This is a genomic window from Burkholderia sp. Ac-20349, assembly GCF_017104865.1.
Lineage (GTDB): Bacteria > Pseudomonadota > Gammaproteobacteria > Burkholderiales > Burkholderiaceae > Burkholderia > Burkholderia aenigmatica.
The window spans coordinates 1-21,902 of sequence record NZ_JAAGPM010000034.1 but is presented as its reverse complement, the minus strand read 5'-3'; the positions used below and the strand labels follow the sequence as shown (position 1 = coordinate 21,902).

17 protein-coding genes are annotated in these 21,902 nt (G+C 62.5%); 14 read left to right on the top strand and 3 right to left on the bottom strand.

Annotated elements, in window-relative coordinates:
* Window positions 1–112 precede the first annotated feature (112 nt).
* From G3N61_RS13905 to G3N61_RS39550, 11 genes are all read left to right on the top strand, one after another.
* The gene (locus G3N61_RS13905) at window positions 113–616 is read left to right on the top strand and encodes a hypothetical protein (protein WP_043180516.1); all 504 of its coding nucleotides are present in this window, start codon (window positions 113–115) and stop codon (window positions 614–616) included.
* A 179-nt stretch (window positions 617–795) separates the two neighbouring features.
* Window positions 796–1,299, top strand: a complete 504-nt coding sequence (locus tag G3N61_RS13900) for an activator protein (RefSeq protein WP_205822741.1) — start codon at window positions 796–798, stop codon at window positions 1,297–1,299.
* A 234-nt stretch (window positions 1,300–1,533) separates the two neighbouring features.
* Window positions 1,534–2,625, top strand: coding sequence for a hypothetical protein (locus G3N61_RS13895; RefSeq protein WP_205822740.1), 1,092 nt, complete (start codon window positions 1,534–1,536; stop codon window positions 2,623–2,625).
* A gap of 417 nt (window positions 2,626–3,042) precedes the next feature.
* A complete protein-coding gene (locus tag G3N61_RS13890) occupies window positions 3,043–4,185 on the top strand; it encodes a glycosyltransferase (protein WP_043180510.1) in 1,143 nt (380 codons plus the stop codon).
* Complete coding sequence (locus tag G3N61_RS13885; protein ID WP_043180508.1) at window positions 4,182–4,676, top strand: hypothetical protein; 495 nt, start codon at window positions 4,182–4,184, stop codon at window positions 4,674–4,676. Before G3N61_RS13890 ends, G3N61_RS13885 begins: the two co-directional genes overlap by 4 nt.
* Window positions 4,677–4,689: 13 nt before the next feature.
* Window positions 4,690–5,274, top strand: coding sequence for a dual specificity protein phosphatase family protein (locus G3N61_RS13880; protein ID WP_205822738.1), 585 nt, complete (start codon window positions 4,690–4,692; stop codon window positions 5,272–5,274).
* A gap of 457 nt (window positions 5,275–5,731) precedes the next feature.
* Window positions 5,732–7,804, top strand: coding sequence for a type VI secretion system tip protein TssI/VgrG (gene tssI, locus G3N61_RS13875; RefSeq protein WP_205822737.1), 2,073 nt, complete (start codon window positions 5,732–5,734; stop codon window positions 7,802–7,804).
* Entirely contained in the window at window positions 7,801–8,745 is a 945-nt protein-coding gene (locus G3N61_RS13870; protein ID WP_205822736.1) for a hypothetical protein, read from the top strand. The genes tssI and G3N61_RS13870 overlap by 4 nt, the downstream gene beginning before the upstream one ends.
* Window positions 8,742–12,017, top strand: a complete 3,276-nt coding sequence (locus G3N61_RS13865) for a T6SS effector BTH_I2691 family protein (RefSeq protein ID WP_205822734.1) — start codon at window positions 8,742–8,744, stop codon at window positions 12,015–12,017. Before G3N61_RS13870 ends, G3N61_RS13865 begins: the two co-directional genes overlap by 4 nt.
* Window positions 12,017–12,820, top strand: coding sequence for a DUF6708 domain-containing protein (locus tag G3N61_RS39555; protein WP_241017739.1), 804 nt, complete (start codon window positions 12,017–12,019; stop codon window positions 12,818–12,820). The genes G3N61_RS13865 and G3N61_RS39555 overlap by 1 nt, the downstream gene beginning before the upstream one ends.
* 67 nt (window positions 12,821–12,887) lie before the next feature.
* The gene (locus tag G3N61_RS39550; RefSeq protein WP_241017738.1) at window positions 12,888–13,694 is read left to right on the top strand and encodes a DUF6708 domain-containing protein; all 807 of its coding nucleotides are present in this window, start codon (window positions 12,888–12,890) and stop codon (window positions 13,692–13,694) included.
* Window positions 13,695–15,067: 1,373 nt separating this feature from the next.
* Here the strand turns inward: G3N61_RS39550 and betA are convergent.
* From betA to betI, 3 genes are read right to left on the bottom strand one after another with little or no spacing between them, the layout of a single operon-like run.
* The gene (betA, locus tag G3N61_RS13850; protein ID WP_205822733.1) at window positions 15,068–16,768 is read right to left on the bottom strand and encodes a choline dehydrogenase; all 1,701 of its coding nucleotides are present in this window, start codon (window positions 16,766–16,768) and stop codon (window positions 15,068–15,070) included.
* Window positions 16,769–16,793: 25 nt separating this feature from the next.
* Window positions 16,794–18,263: a betaine-aldehyde dehydrogenase gene (gene betB, locus G3N61_RS13845; RefSeq protein WP_043180500.1), complete on the bottom strand. Its 1,470-nt coding sequence runs from the start codon at window positions 18,261–18,263 to the stop codon at window positions 16,794–16,796.
* Window positions 18,264–18,295: 32 nt separating this feature from the next.
* Window positions 18,296–18,880 (bottom strand): transcriptional regulator BetI, encoded by a 585-nt coding sequence (betI, locus tag G3N61_RS13840; protein WP_043180498.1) that lies wholly within the window; start codon window positions 18,878–18,880, stop codon window positions 18,296–18,298.
* Between the two features lie 720 nt (window positions 18,881–19,600).
* Between betI and G3N61_RS13835 the strand changes: the two genes are divergently transcribed.
* From G3N61_RS13835 to G3N61_RS13825, 3 genes are all read left to right on the top strand, one after another.
* On the top strand, window positions 19,601–20,503 hold the full coding sequence (locus tag G3N61_RS13835; RefSeq protein ID WP_175021196.1) for an alpha/beta hydrolase: 903 nt from the start codon (window positions 19,601–19,603) through the stop codon (window positions 20,501–20,503).
* A gap of 67 nt (window positions 20,504–20,570) precedes the next feature.
* Window positions 20,571–21,140, top strand: a complete 570-nt coding sequence (locus G3N61_RS13830) for an isoprenylcysteine carboxylmethyltransferase family protein (protein WP_043180493.1) — start codon at window positions 20,571–20,573, stop codon at window positions 21,138–21,140.
* A gap of 17 nt (window positions 21,141–21,157) precedes the next feature.
* Window positions 21,158–21,902, top strand: a 745-nt coding sequence (locus G3N61_RS13825; protein WP_241017737.1) for a glycosyltransferase, incomplete at its 3' end; no start/stop codon positions are given.

The following is a 21,902-nucleotide window of genomic DNA, read 5'->3' as shown; positions in this document are numbered from 1 at the left end:
CGCGCATGACGCGCGCTGGCGGTTTCCTGCGACCGGCTGGCCGGACCATTCCGGCCGGGAGATCGCGTTCCTGGCGGCGTGCCGCCATTTGTGAAGAGAGGGGGCAGTTCAAATGAGCATTCGCAAAATCGTATCGCTTGTTGCTGCAGTGGCTTTCACCGCGGTTTCAGCCGCGCCTGCTTTCGCAGTCACCGTTACGCGGGCCGATGGCCAGGCCATGAACCCGAACGGCGAGCCGTTCTCGGCGACCGGGCTCACGAACCTCAGCAAGGGATCGATCAGTGCGGCCTGTAACGCGACCTTCAACGGCACGATCACGTCGACCGGCATCGTCAACATCACGTCGACGACGTTCTCGGGCGGCGCGACGTGCGGGCTGATCAGCGGCAGCGCGAGCAGCACGTCGCCGTGGACGGGTCAGGCCGACAGCACGACGCAGCTGACGATCAACAACGTGAAGGTGAACGTCACGCTACTCGGCGCTTGTGGGCCGAGCAAGGTCGTAACGGCGTGGAGCGATACGAACTCGTCGCTGACGTTCAACAGCGCCGTGCTGACGCCGGATTGCACGGTGGGCGGTACGGTCCTGACGTCGCCGAAGTTCCACGTGCAGTAAGCGTCGCGGATCGAAGCGGGTGCCCGCCGCGCGCGAGGGCCGTGCGGCATGCGTGGCGGGTATTCGCGGCTTCGATGGGTGCGTGGCGTCGCACGTATCGGTGCGACGGCCGAAATCAGGCTGCAGAGCGGTCGCGTTGCGGGTGGCAGGCCGCCATATATCGAGAGAGGGCCATACAGATGAAAGTTCATCAAATCGCATCGCTGGTTGCTGCAGTGGCATTCACCGCGGTTTCGGCTGCGCCTGCATTCGCGGTGACCGTTTCACGCGCGGACGGGCAGCCGATGAATCCGAACGGTGAGCCGTTCTCCGCGACGGGGCTGACCACGCTCAGCAAAAAGTCGATTGTCTCGAACTGCGCCGTGACGTTCAACGGGACGATTACGCCGGCGGGTATGGTCAATATCACGTCGGTGCAGTTCAACGGGGGGAGCTGGTGTCCGGCGGTCAGCAGTACCGCGAGCAGCGCGTCGCCATGGACAGGGCAGGTGGACGGCGCGACACAGCTTTCGATCAACAACGCGCAGGTGGACTTCAAGCTGCTCGGCGCTTGCGGGCCGAGCAAGCTCGTCGCGGCATGGAACGATTCGAATGCATCGCTGACGTTCAACAATGCTGTCTGGACACCCGACTGTGTGTGGTCCGGCACGTTGATGGCATCGCCGAAGCTCCACGTGCAGTAAGCGTCGCGGAATGAAGCCGGGCGCCCGCGGCGCACGAAGGCCGTGCGATAGGCATGGCCGACGCCTCATTCCTCGTTGCATTCGTGTCGTCGCGTGTATCGGCGCGAGGGCCGGCTGACCGCCCGTGTCGCGATCCGATCCGGGTGGACATGCAGGGATGGCGCGGCGTGCCGCGCTGTCCGATTCGATTGAAACAACCAAATTCAAATTGGCCAGAACTATCCCGGAAGACCCATGCTTACCGATCCAGCAAAGTATGGAGATGCCCGCGGCGCGACGCCTGACCGGCTGCGCACGGCCGCGTGGTTGCAGTACCTGATCGAACGACTCGACGCTGCCGCTTGTGTAGCGATGACGGCTGACGCTGGCGACACGACCGTCGCCGAGTCACAGGCGATACGTATGCCGACAGGCGCGAATCTGTCTCGCGACGCAGCGGCCGTTCTTCACCGGCTCGCGCCGTGGATCGCAGCGGACGGCGGCGCGTGCGCCTGCGACCTGACCGACCCATTCGGTGCGTGCTCGCACGTGCCTTCGATGCAGCAACTAGACGAAGCCGAACGCAGTTGCCCCGGCTCGCGCGCCGCGTTCGACACCGCACACGGCGTGATCGACGCATGCGCATTCGACGACCCCGATGTCGGCTGGGCCGCACTCGGGCGGATTGCCGGCGGTGTCGGAAGCAACGGGGGGGATGACGGCGAATGTACCGAACATGAAAAGGGCGCACAGGGCAACACGCTTTCTGCGAAGAACCTGAGAGACAGGCTGGCCGTCGTCGCGGCGGCGAGTGGGGAAACGTCGGCCATGCCTGGCGCCGTCATCGACGCGATCGTGCTGCGCGCGTGCGGGCCGCGCGACGAGGCGTCGCGCATCGACGAGATGGCGGCGCTCGTGGCGTTCTCGTCCGCGCTTGCCGCCGGCAACGGGACCTCCATCGCCGCGTATGGCGGTCAGCACAACCTCGTTGCGCGGGCGATTCGCTCGCATCGTGCCGATCTCGCGTCGGGGGACGGGCTGCTCGCGGCGCTCTCCGTGTGCAGGCTCGATCAACTCGTCGGCGCGGGCAGTTTTTGGGCCTACTACCTGCTGGCGGGCATCGTGATCGCGGCGCCGGAGGCCGTGCGGGAAATCGGTGGCCGCTTTCATGGCGACGAGTGGCAGGCATGGCTCGATCACGTGCTCGCCTGGCCGGCAGTTAGCCGCTTCGGGCCGAAGGAGGACGCCGCGTTCGAGCGCTTGCGCGGCGCAATGAGCCTGACGTCGCGATGGAATCCGATCGTCCGCGGGAAGCGGATGGGGAAGCGGGCCGTTGTGACGTCCTGATTCGGCGAGCATGGGGACAAGGCGGGCGGATGCACCGCCTGTGCCGAACCGATACGCAAGGATTCCAAACGATCTGTGCGCGAGCACCCCAGTTCGCGCCGAAATGCCGGGCCCCGTTCGCATGCGTGAACGGGTGTCAGGCGCCGCCGCGCCGGGCTGTCATGCCGTCGGCGTCCACACTGGTTGCGCGCCGCGCCATCCTTCCTTCCTGACCGACTGTACATCCCCCGATCCGGGCGCCATCGACCGAACGCAGTATGATTCCGCAGACGATGCCGGCGATCGCGTTGCTGTAACCGCCCGCCCGCACCGTCGAAGATCTGCCAAGCTTGTTGTAAGCCGGACACGAACCGCCGCCGCGTGAGAGCGTCGCCGCGAACCCGCGTCCGGACCACCTTCATCGAAACGGTCAGTCAGATGTCAAAGCAAAACAAGAAGATTCTCCTCCTGAGCGTGAGCGCCGGCGCCGGCCATACCCGCGCGGCCGAAGCGATCCGCGCGTTCGCCGACCACCATCCCGCCGGCGTCGACGCCACCCACCTGGACGTGATGGATTTCGTGTCCACCGGCTTCCGCAAGCTGTACACCGATCTCTACATCAAGCTCGTCAGCAGCCAGCCGGCGCTGTGGGGCTACCTGTACCAGAAGACCGACGAAGTCGATCCCGCCGCGCCGTCGCAGAAGATCCGGCGCGCGATCGAGCGGCTCAATTGCCGGCCGCTGCTCGCGGAGATCGAACGGCAGCGTCCGGACGCGATCATCTGCACGCACTTCCTGCCCGCCGAACTGCTGTCGCGCGAGATCCGCAAGGGGCGCGTCGACACGCCGGTGTGGGTGCAGGTCACCGATTTCGACCTGCACAGCATGTGGGTCGTGCCGAACATGCGCGGCTATTTCGCGGCCAACGACGAGATCGCGTGGCGCATGCATGCGCGCGGCATGTCGCCCGACACGGTGCACGTCAGCGGCATCCCGATCATGCCGGCGTTCGGCCAGCCGCTCGATCGCGCGGCCTGCGCGGCCGAATTCGGCCTCGATCCCGCGCGCCCGACCTTCCTGATGATGTCTGGCGGCGCGGGCCTCGGTGGGCTCGACGTGCTGGCTGCGCGCCTGCTGGAGATGGATGCCGACTTCCAGCTGATCGCGCTGGCCGGCAAGAACCAGGCGATGCTGGCGTCGTTGCAGGCACTGGCCGCGCAGCATCCCGGCCGGCTGTTTCCGCAGGGCTTCACGCAGCAGGTCGAACGCCTGATGGCCTGCGCTGACCTCGTGATCACGAAGCCGGGCGGCCTGACGACGTCCGAATGCCTCGCGATGCAGTTGCCGATGATCGTCAATTCGCCGATTCCGGGCCAGGAAGAGCGCAATGCGGATTTCCTGCTCGAGCAGGGTGTCGCGCTGAAGGCGATCGACGACGATGCGCTCGTCTACCGGATCCGCGCGTTGCTGCAGACACCCGAGCGTCTCGCCGACATGCGCCGCCGTCTCGCGCCGCTCGGGCGGCCGCTCGCCGGCCGCTTCGTGCTCGATCGCGTGCTGGGCCTGGAGCCGGCTGCATGAGCGTCGCGCGTTTTGTGCCGACGCGCCATACGGTGTTCGTCGTCGCGTGGGTCGTGCTGCTCGCGTACTTCTTCGCGAACGTCGAGATCCAGATCGAAGGCAGCGCGGGCTGGGCCGCCAACCTGCCGACCTGGCGCATCGAACATCACTGGCTGCTCGACATCTTCTGGGGCGGGCGGCCGATGACCGGCTACCACGCGTGGGTGTTCCCGTTCGTCGCGCTGTTCTTTCACCTGCCGGCCGTGTTCAACGGGCGCTGGTCGTGGCGCATCGAGGCGCGCATCGTCGCGTGCATCATGGTGTTCTGGCTGACCGAGGATTTCCTGTGGTTCGTGCTGAACCCGGCATACGGCCTGGCCCGCTTCAATCCGGCCAACGTGCCTTGGCATATCCATTGGCTGGGCGTGGCCCCGACCGACTACTGGACGATGAGCGCCGCCGCGATCGTGCTGTTCATCGTTTCCCGCGAGCGCAAGCGCGCGTTTTATTGATCCCCGACCCGACATGAAAATCGCCATCATTGCCGCGCTCGCCGTCACGCTTGCCGGGCTCGCTCAGCCGGCCTGCGCGGACCCGGCCTCCGAGGTGTCCGCCCGGCCGATCAAATGGGCGCAGAGCGTGACCGATGCGCACGTGAACAACCTGCATCGCATCACGCCGTCGCTGTACCGCAGCGCGCAGCTTTCCCGCAGTGACGTGCCGGAACTGCAGAAGCTCGGCATCCGCAAGGTCATCAGCTTCCGCTCGTTTCACGCGGACGACAGCATCCTGGCCGGCACGCAGATCAAGATGCAGCGCATCCGGATCAACACGTGGGACATCCGCGACGAAGACATGGTCGCCGCGCTGAAGGCGCTGCGGACGGCCGACCAGGACGGCCCGGTGCTGATCCACTGCCAGCACGGCGCCGATCGTACCGGCCTCGTGTCGGCGTTGTACCGGGTGGTGTACCAGGGCTGGACACGCGAGCAGGCGCTCGATGAGCTGCAGCACGGTGGTTACGGGTTCCATCCGATCTGGCAGAACATCACGAACTACTTGAAAAACGTCGATATCGAGCGTTTGCGGCAGCAGGTCAACAACGGTTGAGCCGGACATGAAAAACGCCGCCGACAGTCAATGTCGGCGGCGTTTTTCATGGGAAAGGCCGACCGGGGCGTCTCACCGCTTTCGCGATATGACGAGCTGACGCGCCATTCTTTTTTTCTCCATTTCGATGATCTCCGGATAGTCCACTGGCCATCGGCAGTCGCGTTTCAGCGCGCTTCGTTTCATCGACGCTCGTCGGCTCGATGCGAGTACGACGCTATGGGCTCGTTCGCTGGCGGATCGTGCTTTGGGTGAATCTTTCCGTGAATTTCAGATTCGTCCGATAGACGCTAGAGCGATAGCTCGATATTTTTGATCCCCACCCAGTATCGGCGCCGACCTGTCCGTGACAGCGGATGGGGCTGGGCCGAGGCACTTTATCGACTGCTATTTGCGTCGTTTGCCGCTATTCGCCATTGATGACCGCTGCCCGGTCCCGGGTCGGCAAGGATCTTCTATGCCCACGCAATCCGACCTGCGCTTTACCTTTACTGCCGGAGACGAGTCGTTTGAGGTCGTCGAGTTCACGCTGCGTGAGGGGTTGTCCGAGACCTTTCGCCTGGAGGTCGAGCTAGCCAGTACCAATCCGGCCATCGACTTCGGTCAGATGCTCGATCGCAACGGCCAGCTCACGATCTGGCAGGGCGGTCAGCCCGTGCGCTATGTGCATGGCGCGGTTTCGTCGTTCGTTCAGGGCGACACCGGCTTTCGGCGCACCCGCTACTCGGCCGTGGTCGAGCCGCGCCTCGCACGGCTCAAGCTCTCGTCCGACTGGCGGATCTTCCAGACCCTGAGCGTGACCGAGATCGCAGTCGCCGTGCTCAAGGCGCATGGGCTGACGATGGACTACGAGCAACGCGCCACCAACGAACACCTCGCCCGCGAGTATTGCGTGCAGGCCGGTGATACTGGCTACGACTTCGTCGAACGCATCCTGCGCGAGGAAGGCTTCTTCTACGCGTTCCAGCACGGCAAAGAGGGGCACCGGTTGATTCACTGCGATCGGCTGTTCATCTTCGGCCGTCTTGACGGCGAGCCAGTGATCTACAACCCGACGCCGGGCGGCGATCAGCCACAACCCAGCCTACGGACCTTCGCTTACACCGAGAGCGTGCGTACCGCGCGCCAGGTGCAGCGCGACTACACGTTCAAGAATCCGCGCTTCAACCACGAGTACCCGCGTGACGGCACGGACCTAGATCATCAGGGTCGAGGCTGCGCACGCTATGACTACCCGGGCCGATATAAACACGAAGCCAGCGGCAAGGCGTTTACCCACGATCGTTTGCGCGGCCACCGGCGCGATGCACGTGTGGCATTCGTCAGTGGTGACGACGCGCGCTTGCAACCGGGTATCGCCTTCGCGCTCACGGGCCACCCGCGCGAGGACATGAACCGGAGCTGGCGTCCGGTGAGCCTGGTGCATCACGGCAAGCAACACACCAGTCAGGCGGAAGAAAGCGCCGACGCGCAACACGGCACGTACTACCGCTACGAAGCGGTACTGGTGCCGGATGATGCCGAATGGCGCGCCGAGCCGCTGCCGCACCCGCGCATCGACGGCCCGCAGCCGGCGGTGGTCGTGGGCCCGGAGGGTGAAGAGATCTATACCGACGAGTACGGCCGAGTGAAGGTGCAGTTCCCGTGGGATCGTCAGGGCCGCCATGACGAGCACAGCTCGTGCTGGATCCGCGTCGCGCAGAACTGGGCGGGGGCACTGTGGGGGCATATGGCGATTCCCCGCATCGGTCAGGAGGTGATCGTCGACTTCTTCGACGGCGATCCGGACCAACCGGTCATAACTGGCCGCACCTATAACCGCCTGCAGCTACCGCCGTACGAACTGCCGCGACACAAGACGCGGATGACGATCAAGAGCCAGACGCACAAGGGCGAAGGTTTCAACGAGCTGCGCTTCGAGGACGAGGCAGGACAAGAGGAAATCTACGTCCACGCGCAGCGCGATCAGAACATCCACGTCAACCATGACGAGACGACCTTCGTCGGTCATGACCGCAGCGAACAGGTCGAGCACGACGAGACGATTGCGATCGGCAATGATCGCAAGGAGACGGTTGGGCACGACGAACAGGTCACGATCGGGCGGGATCGCCGGCACGATATCGGTGACGATGACTTCCTGACCATCGGTCGCAACCACACGATCACAACCGCGAAGGATCGCACGGAAGAGGTCGGCAACAACCGCCGCGACAAGACGGCTGCCAGCCACACGGTGGACATTGGCGGGCACTTGGAGCAGCGCGTACAAGGCAGGGTGGAGGTCGAGGCCGGGCAAGCCATCCAGCATCGCACCAAGGCCTACGAGATTCGCGCAGCCGAGGTTGTCGTCATCAAAGGTCCCGGTGGGACCTTGCGTATCGACAGCAGCGGCATCACGCTGGATGGTGTGGCGATTCGCGTGAAGGGACCGATGAGTCAACAGGGCGGGGGCGGCGGGAATAGCTTGTCCCTGGGTAGTCAAGTTCTGGAGGGGCAGTTGGCCGATTGTCTGGAGCGCGCCAGATGATCGAGCGTACCGTACAGGCGTTTGCCCTTAGCGAACGTGCAGCAAGCGACTATCTCTACCTGCTATTGGATCCGATGGCAGAGTGTGATCCTGAAAATCCGCTGAGTATCACGTCTCTGACGCAGACGTTGGGTGAACAGGCGATCACGCGTGTCTTGCGCCCGGACCTCGCTCACACCCCTGAAGCATGTCCGGCGTTGGTTCAACTCGCATCGCCCGGGGAGTTTCCGATGACGGCGCTGCTGGCCGCGAGTGAACGGTATGCGCGCGAGGATGCGAGCTACAAGAAACGCTACGTCTGCGGCTGGCTGCTGAGTCAGTATTCGCCAGACGTGCTCGTCGACCATCTGGTCTTGCGTTGCGTGGATATTGCATCGGCGAGTACCCAAAGCGTGTCGCCATGGTTCGAACCGTTGCGGCTTGAACTGCTGTTCGCTTCTGCAGGGAATATCTTTCCCGATCTGATGTGGCCCATCCGACGTTGGCTTTGCCCGACTAGTTGGGGCACCTGTACCGTGTTTCGCGGCGAGGCCACCGGGTCCGGGCTGGACATCCCCGCGCTGGTTCGCCAGACCCAACGGGCCGTACCTCTGATCAACGACTTCCTTGATGTCTGGCGCCTTGCTCTTCGATTTCCCATGGCCTACGCCCCGTGGCGCTGGCGCGGTGACACGCTCCTGCCGCCTCAAGCGGCAGTCCATGCGTTCCGGTTGGTGCGCCACGCGCGCGAATGTGGACTACGCCTGAGTGCCGACATCATCGACCTGTGCACGCATCGTGTGTTCATCCACCCGGCTCTGCCACTGAATCCCGATGTCCAGGCCGACATTGCATGCGCGACGGCCGGCCAGTCCACGTTGCAGGCTCGCTTTGAGACCTACGACGATCCGGCCTGGATGCGCATCGTCGCATCGCTACCCAAAGCAGTGAGCTATTCATGAGCACCAGCCAAACTCTTACCAGGGCCGGCCGCCAGGCTGCGCCCAATCGCACCGGCGATTGCAACGCCTGTGAGCGAACCGGGTTGCCGATCTTACCGCTGCGTCTCGCGGTCATGCCGGTTGCTCAAGGGCTCAAGCGGCAAGGTACCCTGCGTAGTGAATCGGTACAGACCGCGTTGCGTGTGATGCGGCAGGGCTACATCTATGTGCTGCTGGATGGAAAGATTTGGCACGCTTATCAGGTCACGCCCGAAGGCTATTTTCGCCAATGCAATCCGTTTGCCATGCCACGTACGAATCCCGAGCTGCTTTCCAAGGCATGCCTGGGCGCGGGGCATGATCTGCGTGCGGCGTTCATCAATATCGACACGGCGACATACAAACAGGCCTGGATCGCCTTCGCACAGGACCCCTGGCCCAAGGCCACGCTCGATGCCTATCGTACAGGCAAGTACGACAACGGCGAGCCGCTGCCGGCGGATTATCGCCAGCGCTTCAAGGTGATCAACCTGGCTGGCCTCAAAGCCGATCCAAAGGCCAATAACCAGGCACTCGCCTTGGAACACGGTGATTTACTCCACGAACATGTGGCTGAATACACCGTGGGCGCGAGCGACTTCAACAGCATCCACGGGTGGCATCCGCGCCAGCCGCGTGTGCAAGCGATGCGCGCGCAATTGCACCTGCTCGAAAAGCAATATGGGCTCGCCAAGGGGGTGGCCGGCCTGATCTTGCCCGATCCGGTCGGTATGGCGGCGGAGCTCAACAGTCTGCGGCTCTCCGTCGTTACCCTACGCCAGCACTGGCGCGAGGACCCCAAGCGACGGTATGCCTACCTCACGTCGCAATGCCTGCTCGGCATCAAAACCTACATCGCTCAGCTTGTGGATGCCGAGACACCGCCACCTGCGGGTGATTTCTGGATGCCTAGCGAAGCGGGTAGCCCGCCGGTGTTTCAGGACTCGGCAAAAGAACGCGACGCCACGGTTAAGAGCACGACCAAGAGCCGAGTTGCCAGGCTCGAGGAGCGTTATTGGGAAACCGGCCCGAAGGGACGACAGACATTCCAGGACGCGTACGACAAGCAAATCAACGATTTTCAGAAGCAGATCGACGCTTATGCGACCGACTGGGGAGCGCAGGTGGCCGGTGCCGACTGGCGACGCGTCATCATGCTCGACTATGCCGACACCGATCCGCGTTCGCGACAACGTCGGCTTGGCACCACCGCCGACTGTCTTATGGGTGGTGTCACCGATGCGCCATCGCCGCCAGCCAAACCGGGCGAAAAACCCAAACCCGAGGTGCTCGGTCCGAGCGGCAAGGTATGGCAGCAATTATTGAAAGACCCCAACAGCCCCGCATACATCGCCCTGAATGGGCAGCATACCGACCTGCAGAAAGCGTTCGAACCGCAATTCGTAGCTGGCGCCATGCCCAACGATGCGGGCAAGAAATACTATGACCTGATCAAGCTCATTGCGACCAGTAGCGATGGCGACGAATGGCGCAGAGGTGTCATCGTTGGTGCTGCGGATCAGTTACTGTCTGCCATGCACGATGCTGCCAATCGTCTGGACAACAGCCTGAGCGTGGGTGTCAAGGCGGCGCTGGACAACCTCCATGTAGGCGCGGCATGGCTGTACGGTAAAACCAAGCTCACGCAGGTCACCATTCAGCTCACAGTAGGCGAATGCTTCGACCTGCTTTCGGACGAAATCCGCAACCACGCAAATGCGGCGCAAAAAGCAGCTGGCAAGGGAGTACGTGCGATGCTGCTGGGTAGCCTGATTACTATCCCGAACGCCAACGTTCGCAACGTGCTCATCGATGTGACGCTCTGGGCCAGTGGCTCGGCTGAAGAGGTCAAGCAACGACTCATGCAACTCGGTCAGGACGCTAGGGAGGGCGTGCGCGACGTCAAGCGGGGGGCCGAAGTGCTCGGGGAGGACGTGAAGCGGGAAGCCAAGGCTGCGTTGCGTCAGGTCAAGGCCGGCCTGAAGAATCTGGAGCCAGCCGCCGCCAAGGTGCTCAATGGTTTGCAGATCGGTGCCGCAGGCGCACGTCGTTTCGCTGGTAGCAGTTTCGCTGGCATCAAGAGCTTGTCCGTTGGCAGCGTCGATGGGGGACTGTCGTTTGTTGGGCTGTACTTTCTGCAGGACAGCCTGAAGAGCACGCTGGCTGATCTGGATGCGAAGGTGGGGGCACGCCATCCGGAAGCGGTTGCAGCGTTCTATGGCGCTTCCGTTGGCATTATCGGAGCAGGCGTCGAAGCGGCTGGCTTGGCGATCAAGATCCCGGCGGAGGCCACTAAGGAGTTTGCATTGCGCTGGGGGGCTGAGAAGACTCCGGTACTTAGCCGCGTCGTCGGGTTGGGCACGAAGATGGTGGCGGTCGGAGGGGCGATTGCAGCCTTGGCAGGAATTTCGGATGCGGCTGCAAGTATTAGGGCGGCAATACGTGTGGCGAAGGTTGGGGACTCAACGGCGGCGAGAATATATTCCGGCGCCGCAATTTTGTCTATTGGCGGTGCTTTTTTTACGGCTTGGGGATCTTTGGGGTCTGCTTGGGCGGCTTTCGGTTCTGCATCGTTATCTGGTCCCCTGGGGATTGGTATTGCGCTCGGGCTTCTCGCTTTTGCGGCAGTTCAGTATGCCAAAAGCCACGAGTCCGACGCCCTTGAGCAATGGGCTCGACGTTGCTACTTCGGACAGGCAGAAGACAAACAGCGTTGGCGCGATCCTGAGAAAGATATGGACCGTGCCATCGCGGCACTCAATGCCGCAGTACTGGGCATGGACGTGACCCTCAGTTTTGAAAGCGGAACGCGTCCTAGACCGATTGACGAACTCATCACCGAAGATGTAGAGATACTAAAGAATGGTGGTGCCGTTGAAAGAGGAAGCGAGCTAGTTTATAGCGCAGTTTTGCCAGGATTCGACGTTCAGCAATCACGCTATCGCTTTACCCTCACTACGGAGCGCTTTGGCGTTTCGCCCACCGGCAGACGCTTACCAAGCCTCTCCTCTCATGTAATGGCATCAGGTCAATTCAACGATACGGGTACGCTTAAGCAACCTACTGTGCTGAAGCGACCGGATTACTCGTTGGAGAACGAAACAAAACCTACGGGGAAGCGGCCGGTGCTGAGTGGTCGATACTGGTTGGATCCGGTCAACAAGATTAAGTCGGCAACTTTAATGGTGATCTTCTGGCCCGATAAGACTGATCAATCTGGATTTGCTGCTGTCGAAATAGCCGAGGATATCTGATGGTGAAACCTAAGCTCAATCCCCCCCCCTATACAGGTTGGCAACGAGATCTCCCAGATCCCAACGAAACTGTCCGGGAAAGTCCGGCGCTGTTATCTATATCCCCGGTGCATCTCGATAAAATTTACATGGAAATTTCTCGTAATGCATTATCTGTTCATGGCGTACTCATTTGGTTTGCAGTATTGATGGCTGTATGGTTGGCTCAGTCAATATTCACGGCCGTTTTTAATTTATTTGACGTGCAGGAATTTAACATTTCTGGCGACAGAGTTGTGGTAATGATCATCTTGTGGGGCACTATGGCGGTGGCTGTATGGGCAAGTGCGGTGTTCTATCGTATGGACGTTTCTCCACCGCGCGACCTGCCTCTTCGCTTCAACCGCTTGCGCCGTAAGGTGTATGTGTACGGCTTTCACTCGATCTGGTGGAACCCGTTTACGCGGTGGCACGTCACAACGGCGAGCTACGACTGGGACGATCTGCGTGCTGAGAAGTGGAAGGTACGTGGAGCGACTGCTGGCGGCGCCCTGATTCTCAAAGAGGGCGTTTCTATAGCCGTGGTTGAACCTGGTACGAACAACGTCATCACGCGGTTTGACTTCAGCACTACCGCTGCCAACACTACGAATCTGTGGGCCTATGTCTGCTCATACATGCAAAACGGCATTGAGGGTCTCGACCCTGACCACGCCGATCCACGTGATTCCAACGACGTTGCCCCGTACAACCTCGCCCTGCGCCTAGCGCCCAAAGTCGAGTGGCCAGCTGACATGGATCGCGAGTCGAGGACGGTGCCGTGAGGTTTATTGAATTCGGAGTACATGGAGGCTACGTGACTTGTCACCGGTGTGGGTGGGGGAGCAACTAATGGCAAAGCCGAAACTCAATCCTCCTTGCCCCGGATGGCAACGTGACCTTGCTGGTCCAAATGAGTCTACTCAGGAAATTCCCAGCTTGATATGGTTAACTCCGTCGTATCTTGACACGGTCTATATGGAGCTTGAGCGAAATACGTTGAAGATTCGTGGCCTAGTGTTGTGGTTTTCGCTGGGGATGGCATTGGCAACTATCTTCTACGTCATTTTTCAGATTTGGCTCTTCGCAACGACTGAAATGCTTGCAATGAGTACCATTCTCGATATGGCCGGGTTTGCTCTCATGGACGTCAGTATGTGTTCGTTTGGAGTGTGGGCCACGTATGCCATGTATCGTGCGGACGTCTCAGTACCGCGCGATCTGCCGCTGCGTTTCAACCGTCTGCGTCGCAAGGTCTATGTCTACGGATTCCATTCCGTGTGGTGGAATCCGTTCACACGCTGGTACGTCACTACGGCGAGTTATGACTGGGACGATTTGCGCGCCGAGAAGTGGAAGGCCAGGGCTGCGACCGCAGGTGGTGCACCTATCATCAGAGAAGGTGTTTCCATTGCCGTCGTGAAGCCCGGTACCAACGACGTCATCACGCGGTTCGACTTCAGCACTACTGCCGCCAACACTACGAATCTGTGGGCCTATGTCTGCTCGTACATGCAAAACGGCATCGAAGGCCTCGACCCCGATCATGCTGAGCCGCGTGACGCCAACGACGTTGCCCCGTACAACCTTGCCCTACGCCTAGCGCCCAAAGTCGAGTGGCCAGCTGACATGGATCGCGAGTCGAGGACGGCGCCGTGACGTCGGTTGAGTTTGGTATACGTCGGGCGCGGCGAAAAAAGATTGATCGGAGCCGGGATGGTTGGGCGATCGCGATCGAACAAGGATGGGGCCAATGGAACTAAAGCGATATTCTCCGAAATACGATTCAAGCTACCTTCCTGATCCTGATACTGTTCCCTCGCGTACGCCGCAACCAGACGAGTTGGGGGCTACCCAAAATCATGTGGACTCGATCTATCTAGAATTACCATTGTGTGAACCACTACGTGGTTCCTCACTTTATCTCGGCGCTATATGCCTTGTTCAAGTTCCCTGGATGCTGTGGGTGACGGTTGCCACGTTCTTTAATTTGAGTAATATCGGTTTTTTCATTTTTATGCTTGCGACTAACTTTTTTCTAATCTCTGCTGGTCTCTGGGTGATTCGATGCGATGTGGAGAGTCCGCGTGATTAACCTATCCGGTTTAATCGCATACGACGCAAGGTATATGTGTATCGTTTCAAGCCAAAATTCAATCCATTCATGCGCCGACGTTGGGAAGCCAGCGCAGTTGTATTCGATTGGGATCAGTTGCGCGCCAGAACACATCGAGGGGGTATGCTGACTGCGCCTATGTCAATGTGATTGACTTGGCCAGTGGAAAGATCATCGATAGATTCGATTTGGTCCGGAAGTTTGCCGGACTGGGCATTGCTAGGTGGAGCCTTGCGTGCCTTTTTATGCATCGTGGTCCGGAGGCGTTGCCCGTATTCCCCGAGCCTCCTCGCGACTGGAATAACGAAGAAACACTGAATCTCGCTCGGTGGCTTGCACCGAAAGTATCCTGGCCTATCGATATGGACATCGAGTCGAGAACCGTACCGTGAAGCGCATCGAGTTCGGGTACAACAACGGTGCGAGACGTGGCACCGTATCGGCGGGGAAAAGCCGGGTGGCAATATCCCAGTGCGGCCGTGTTGAAGGATCGCTTTTGCGAACCCCGGGCGCTTTATCTCGCTCGGCGCAATTGGTTGCCCGTCGGCCAGCGACGCTGCTGGTGGATGGTGTTTTTCAAGTCGACGTTACAGGCGCCCGCGAGTGGGCCGGTTCGCTTGGTGTAATTGCTATATCAAGTACACATCAAAGCTATCTGGTACTTACGGGGCAGCGATGTCTTCTTGCAGTACAACAAGGTAACCAACCTACGCTTGGCGATAGCGAAGATGGATGGCACGGAGACCGGACCGGGCGGGCGCTTCTCGCCTCTCGAAGATGCTCGAAGTGATCTGCCGCGAGCACGCAGACACTCGCTTCCAACCGGAAAGAAGAGCGCCACCAAGCGTGGCTGGCCGGGATATGGCAAACTTCCGCAATTCCCGGCTACGCTTTTCGTAGCGACTCCCCGCCGCCGTCAAACCGTCTCCGGCTGCCGCACAGCTTTCGCGACATTCCTCGCCATCGCCCCATTCGCAACGAAATAGGGCACCTCCACCCGCGCAAGCGCCTTGCGCCCGCGAATCTTGTCCGCGATTTTCTCGGCGATCATGATCGTCGGCGCATTGAGGTTGCCGGTCGTGATGATCGGCATGATCGACGCATCGACGACCCGCAGGCCTTCGAGCCCATGCACGCGGCCTTCTTCATCGACCACGGCCATGTCGTCATACCCCATCTTGCACGAGCACGACGGATGGAACGCGGTCTCCGCGCGGGCCCGCACGAATGCGTCGAGTTCCTTGTCGGACTTGCAGTCCGCACCCGGGTTCAGCTCGCGGCCGCGATAGCGGTCGAGCGCGGGCTGCCGCATGATCTCGCGCGTCGCGCGGATCGCATCGCGGAACTCGCGCCAGTCGAGCGCTTCGGCCATGTAGTTGAACAGGATGCTCGGATGCTGGTTCGGGTCGCGCGAGCGCAGCTTCACGCGGCCGCGGCTCGGCGAGCGCATCGAGCCGACGTGCGCCTGGAAGCCGTGCATCTCGATCGCGTTCGAGCCGTTGTAGTTGATCGCAACGGGCAGGAAGTGATACTGGATGTTCGGCCACAGATCGTCGTCGCGCGTGCGGATGAAGCCGCCCGCCTCGAAGTGGTTGCTCGCGCCGAGGCCCGTGCCGTTCAGCATCCATTCAAGGCCGATCTTCGGCTGGTTCCACCACTTGAGCGCCGGATACAGCGACACCGGCTCCTTGCACTCGTACTGGATGTACATCTCCAGGTGGTCCTGCAGGTTCTGGCCGACGCCGGGCAGGTCGAGCACGACCGGAATGTCGAGTTCCTTCAGCCACGCGCCGGGGCCGACGCCCGAGCGCTGCAGCAGTTGCGGCGACGCGATCGCACCGCTGCACACGAGCACTTCACGGCGCGCATGCGCGGTCGCGCGCTCGCTGCCGCGCAGGTACGTGACGCCCGACGCGCGCTTGCCGTCGAACAGGATGCGATCGGCGAGCGCGTGCGTGACGATCTCGAGGTTCGACCGCACCTTCGCCTGGTCGAGGTAGCCGCGCGCGGTGCTCGCGCGGCGGCCCTTCGGCGTGACCGTGCGGTCCATCGGGCCGAAGCCTTCCTGCTGATAACCGTTTAGGTCGTCGGTGCGCGGATAGCCGGCCTGCACGCCCGCGTCGACCATCGCCTCGAACAGCGGGTTCACGCCCGGCTTGCTGGTCGTGACCGACACGGGACCGTTGCCGCCGTGATAGTCGTTCGGGCCGACGTCGCGCGTTTCGGCTTTCTTGAAGTACGGCAGGCAGTCGAGATACGTCCAGTTCTCGAGGCCCTTGTGCGTCGACCAGTTGTCGTAGTCGAGCGCGTTGCCGCGGATGTAGCACATGCCGTTGATCAGCGACGAGCCGCCGAGCCCCTTGCCGCGTCCGCATTCCATCCGGCGGTTGTCCATGTGCGGCTCGGGGTCGGTTTCGTACGCCCAGTTGTAGCGGCGCCCCTGCAGCGGATAGGCGAGGGCGGCCGGCATCTGCGTGCGGAAGTCGAAGCGGTAGTCGGGACCACCGGCTTCGAGCAGCAGCACCGTGACGTCCGGGTCTTCCGTCAGGCGCGTTGCGAGCACGTTGCCCGCGGAACCTGCGCCGCAGATGATGTAGTCGTATTCGCGTGTCGTCATGACGGTCAGTCTCCTTTCGTGATTCTCAAAACACCGGGTTATAACGGCCGAGCTCGACCTGCACCGACTTGATTCGAGTGTAGTGTTCGAGCGTCGTGATGCCGTTCTCGCGTCCGACACCGGATTGCTTGTATCCGCCAACCGGCATCTCGGCCGGCGATTCGCCCCAGGTGTTGATCCAGCAGATGCCGGCTTCGAGGCGATGGATCGTGCGGTGCGCGCGCGACAGGTTCTCGGTCACGACGCCGGCCGCGAGGCCATAGTGCGTGTCGTTCGCGCGGGCAATCACTTCGTCCTCCGATTCGAAATCGAGGATGCTCATCACCGGCCCGAAGATTTCCTCGCGGACGATCTTCATGTCGTCGCGGCAGTCGCCGAACACGGTCGGCGCGACGTACTGGCCGCTGCCGAAGTGGCCGTCGGTCAGGCGCGTGCCGCCCGCGAGCAGCTTCGCGCCTTCCGCCTTGCCGCTCTCGATGAAGCCGAGCACCTTGTCGAGCTGCGCGGCCGACACGAGCGGGCCGAAGTTGGTATCGGCATCGGTCGGCTTGCCGACGCGGATGCGCTTCACGCGTTCGAGCACGCGCTGCGTGAACGCATCCTTGATCGAACGGTGCACGAACACGCGCGTGCCGTTCGTGCAGACCTGGCCCGAGCTGAAGAAGTTGGCGGTGACCGCGATGTCGGCCGCGCGGTCGAGGTCCGCATCGTCGAACACGATCAGCGGCGACTTGCCGCCGAGCTCCATCGTCACTTCCTTCAGCGACGACGCGCCGGCCAGCGACATCACCTTCTTGCCGGTCTCGACGCCGCCCGTGAACGACACCTTCGCGATGTCCGGGTGGCCCGTCAGCAGCGCGCCGACCGAGCCGTCGCCCTGCACGACGTTGAACACGCCGGCCGGCACGCCGGCTTCCGTATAGATTTCCGCGAGCTTGAGCGCGGTGAGCGGCGTGACTTCGCTCGGCTTGAACACCATCGCGTTGCCTGCGGCGAGCGCGGGTGCCGTCTTCCAGCATGCGATCTGGATCGGGTAGTTCCATGCGCCGATGCCCGCGCACACGCCGAGCGGCTCGCGGCGCGTATAGACGAACGACTCGGCGCGCAGCGGCACCTGCAGCCCTTCGATCGCGGTCGCGAGGCCCGCGTAGTACTCGATCACGTCCGCGCCGGTGACGATGTCGACTGCGAGCGTCTCGCCGATCGGCTTGCCCGTGTCGCGCGTTTCCAGTGCGGCGAGTTCGTCGTTGCGCTCGCGCAGCAGGTCGACGGCGCGGCGCAGGATGCGCGAGCGCTGCATCGCGGTCATCGCGGCCCATTCACGCTGGCCTTCCTGCGCGGACGCGACCGCGCGGTCGACGTCGGCGGCGCTCGCCTGCTGCACTTGCGCCAGCAGTTCGCCGGTGGCGGGATCGAAGGTGTCGAAAGTCTTGCCGCTCGTGGCGTCGACGTAACCGCCGCCGATGTAGAGGCGCTGCAAACCGTATACGGACATGAGGATCTCCTAGAGGGCGACTGCGTGGCGCGTCAGGCGGACGCGAGCAGCAGGTCGATGTAATCGTGGGTGAGCTTCAATGCAGCCCGGGTGTCGATCGGGCCGCCGGCGAGCGCGCCGCGCAGCCACAGGCCGTCGATCAGTGCGGCGAGGCCGCTGGCGGCTTCGCGCGCCTTCGCTCGGGGCAGCGCCTTCGCGAATTCCGCGCACAGGTTCGAATGGAGGCGCCGCGTGTTGACGTGCTGCAGGCGCTTGAGCATCGGGTCGTGCATGCTCTGCGACCAGAACGCGAGCCACGTCTTCATCACGGGCGCGCTGACCTGCGTGTCGTCGAAGTTTGCGGCGGCGATTGCACGCAGCCGCGAACGCGGGTCCTTGCGCGTACCGCCGCGGCGGCGCGTGGTGGCCGACCACAGATCGCGCAGCACATGCCGCATCGTCGCTTCGAGCAGGCCGTCCTTGTCGCCGAAGTAGTGGCTGACGATGCCCGTCGAGATGTTCGCGCGTTGCGCGACCGAGGCGAGCGTCGTGCCGGGCAGGCCCGCCTCGTCGATCGAGCGCAGCGTGGCGTCGATCAACTGTGCGCGGCGAATCTCCCGCATTCCGACTTTCGGCATCGCGACTCCCTTCGCCCGGACGGGCCGTCCATGGAAGTCGAGAGCTTAGCGGTTTTTTATTGATCGTTCAATCAACAAAAAATCGGGGTCTGACGGAGAAGGCGGGTGTCCGGCGGTGAGCGCGGCCCCCGCTCGCGCGTTGTGCAGTTGCGGAAAAATAATTGAAAGATGATTAAAAAAGCTGGAGTTTGTTTAAAACGCATTCTGAAGCGAGCGATCAATAGGGTTAATCATTGCGGGTGCCGAAGCGATTACGGAATGAAAGATTATTGAGCTATGTGATATTCGATGAAACAGGGAAGTCGGCCGGCGAAGCGGTGTCACGATTCATTCATGAAAATCCGTTTTAAATAATCGAATTAAACGAAGTAAGGTATTGATTTTAAATGGATGCGGGTCTGTTAGGCGGATGTGAGCCACCGCTCCGCAAACGATTGCGTTCGCCCTCGAAAGCATTCCGCTTACCATAAAAAATGCGGGAATAATTTGAATCTGCCGAATTTCCTAACAGAGTAGAGGGTATCGTTGGAATGACTTGAGTCAGTAATATTGTCCGTATTAGTATGGCGCCGCACTACGAGGAATGAATCGATGCCGCCGGTATTGCCGCGGTGCATTGGCCAATCGCGCGATTCGGATTGCGCGCAAACAACCGGCGCAGTCATTGCGCACCTGCAGCATGCCGCGACGTCGAGACGCCGCATCCACCGGAGAACGACGATGCTGACCGAAAAACACGTGGTCCCGCTGCCGAATGGTCTGAAGGTCTACGTCGAACGGAACGTGTTCGACCCGGCGTTCGACACGGCGATGCTCGTCAACGGCGCGCTCGCGACGACCGCGTCGTTCGGGCAGACCGTCCAGTATCTCGGCGAGCGGATCAACACGATCTGCTTCGACCTGCCGTATGCGGGGCAGTCGCGTCAGCACAACCCGGGCTGCTTCATCCTGACGAAGGACGACGAAGCCGCGATCCTGCAGCATCTGGTCGAACGGTTCGCGCCGTCGTACCTCGTGTCGGTGTCGTGGGGCGGCGTCGCGTCGCTGTTCGCGCTCGCGCGCGGCTGCCCGAGCGTGCGGCGCGCGGCGATCTGCTCGTTCTCGCCGTTCCTGAACGATGCGATGGTCGACTACGTGACGCGCGCCCGCGACCACATCGCGGCCGGCGAGAACCTGAAGGCCGCGCAGCTGCTGAACGATACCGTCGGCCGCTACCTGCCGCGCATCATGAAGCTGTACAACTACCGCTATCTCACGCGCCTGCCGCGCGACGAGCAGGACCAGGTTGCGTTTCACGTCGACCAGATCCTGTCGCTGCAGCCCGAGCGCTACTTCAGCGAGTTCTCGAACATCGGCTGCGAGCTGCTGTTCCTGAACGGCGAGCGCGACGAATACACGACGCCCGCCGACGTGCGCCAGCTCGGCGCGCACGTGCCGCGCGCGCGGTTCGCGACGGTGCCGGACGCCGGCCATTTCCTCGACATCGAAGGCCGCGCGCAGCGCGAATACACGCGCTCGGCGCTGCTCGACTTTTTCTGCGGCGGGTCGTCGCTGGCCGCCGGCATCGCGCTCGCCGCCGCGCAGGTGTGCGTGCCCGCACCGATGCACGCGCTGTCGTCGTGACACCGCACACCGGGCGGCCGGTACGCCCGTCGCAATCGAATTCCCATCCCAACGAGGCAGGCCAGCCGTGAATATCGTTCAGACCATCGCCATCGTCGTTCCGTGGGCCGCGTGGCTCGCCTACTGGATCGCCACCTCGCAAGGCGCGAAGACGACCGTGCGCAAGGAAGCGTCGCGCTCGCGCACGCTGCAGTCGATTCCGCTGATCGTCGGCGGCGCGCTGATCATCCTGCCCGATCCGTCGTGGCAGGCGCTCGTGCCCGACTGGCAGCGTTTCGGCCTGCAGGCGCAGGGCGGGCTCGCGGTGCTGGTGGCCGGCCTGCTGTTCTCGGTGTGGGCGCGGCTGCATCTCGGCACGAACTGGAGTGTGTCGGTCACGCTGAAGGAAGACCATGAACTCGTCCGCACCGGGCCGTATGGGCTCGTGCGTCACCCGATCTATACGGGCTGCCTGATCGCGCTCGTCGGCGCCGCGCTGATCGGCGGCGAATGGCGCGGCGCGATCGGCGTGCTGCTCGTGTTCGCGTCGCTCGCGTACAAGGTGCGCGTCGAGGAGAGCTGGCTGACCGGGTATTTCGGGCCGGCGTACACGCAGTACCGCCGCGAGGTCGCGGCGCTGATTCCCGGCTTCTACTGACACCCGCGAGGCGCGCGATGGCGAAGATGATCGTGACCGCGATCGGTTCGGCGGGCGACGTGCATCCGCTGCTCGGCGTCGCGCGCACGCTCGCGGCGCGCGGTCACGACGTCGTGTTCTGCACGCACGCGCCGTTCGAGGCGGTCGTGCGCCGTTGCGGGTTCGCGTTCGTGCCGATCGGCACTGCGGCCGAATACGAGGCCGCGATGGCGAACCCCGCGCTGTGGGATTCGCGCACGTCGTTTCGCACGCTGTGGCAGGTGATCGCGCCGACGCTGCGCCCGCATTACGACGCGCTGCGCGCGCTGACCGATGACGATACGGTGCTCGTCGGCACGCTGTGGGCGTTCTCCGCGCGCTTCATGCAGGAATTGCACGGCACGCCGTACGTGTCGGTGCAGGTGTCGCCGTCGACGCTGCTGTCCGCGCATGCGCCGCCGACCCACCCGCGCCTGACGATTCCCGCGCGCTGGCCGTTGCCGGTGAAGGCGGCGCTGATGACGCTGATCGAGCGGCAGGTGCTCGATCGCACCTGCGGCCCCGCACTCAACGCGGTGCGCCGCGCGCTCGGGCTCGCGCCGGCGCGGCGCGTGCTGGGCCGCTGGCTGCATTCGACCGACGGCGTGCTGTGCCTGTTTCCCGGCGCAGGTGCCACCTTGCTGCCACCTGCTGCTAAGGCTGGGGGCCCCAAACGACGGCCTCGAAAAGCCGTTATAGTAGCAGGTTTGGTTCCCTCCATTTTCGCCAGGTTCATGGAACAGA

Excerpts from the sequence above, each read along its gene's own strand:
- G3N61_RS13895 (WP_205822740.1), top strand. The coding sequence starts at position 1,534 with ATGCTTACCGATCCAGCAAAGTATGGAGATGCCCGCGGCGCGACGCCT.
- G3N61_RS13835 (WP_175021196.1), top strand. The coding sequence starts at position 19,601 with ATGCTGACCGAAAAACACGTGGTCCCGCTGCCGAATGGTCTGAAGGTC.
- betB (WP_043180500.1), bottom strand. The coding sequence starts at position 18,263 with ATGTCCGTATACGGTTTGCAGCGCCTCTACATCGGCGGCGGTTACGTC.
- betI (WP_043180498.1), bottom strand. The coding sequence starts at position 18,880 with ATGCCGAAAGTCGGAATGCGGGAGATTCGCCGCGCACAGTTGATCGAC.
- G3N61_RS39550 (WP_241017738.1), top strand. The coding sequence starts at position 12,888 with ATGGCAAAGCCGAAACTCAATCCTCCTTGCCCCGGATGGCAACGTGAC.
- G3N61_RS13870 (WP_205822736.1), top strand. The coding sequence starts at position 7,801 with ATGATCGAGCGTACCGTACAGGCGTTTGCCCTTAGCGAACGTGCAGCA.
- betA (WP_205822733.1), bottom strand. The coding sequence starts at position 16,768 with ATGACGACACGCGAATACGACTACATCATCTGCGGCGCAGGTTCCGCG.
- tssI (WP_205822737.1), top strand. The coding sequence starts at position 5,732 with ATGCCCACGCAATCCGACCTGCGCTTTACCTTTACTGCCGGAGACGAG.
- G3N61_RS13890 (WP_043180510.1), top strand. The coding sequence starts at position 3,043 with ATGTCAAAGCAAAACAAGAAGATTCTCCTCCTGAGCGTGAGCGCCGGC.
- G3N61_RS13865 (WP_205822734.1), top strand. The coding sequence starts at position 8,742 with ATGAGCACCAGCCAAACTCTTACCAGGGCCGGCCGCCAGGCTGCGCCC.
- G3N61_RS13900 (WP_205822741.1), top strand. The coding sequence starts at position 796 with ATGAAAGTTCATCAAATCGCATCGCTGGTTGCTGCAGTGGCATTCACC.
- G3N61_RS13880 (WP_205822738.1), top strand. The coding sequence starts at position 4,690 with ATGAAAATCGCCATCATTGCCGCGCTCGCCGTCACGCTTGCCGGGCTC.
- G3N61_RS13885 (WP_043180508.1), top strand. The coding sequence starts at position 4,182 with ATGAGCGTCGCGCGTTTTGTGCCGACGCGCCATACGGTGTTCGTCGTC.
- G3N61_RS39555 (WP_241017739.1), top strand. The coding sequence starts at position 12,017 with ATGGTGAAACCTAAGCTCAATCCCCCCCCCTATACAGGTTGGCAACGA.
- G3N61_RS13905 (WP_043180516.1), top strand. The coding sequence starts at position 113 with ATGAGCATTCGCAAAATCGTATCGCTTGTTGCTGCAGTGGCTTTCACC.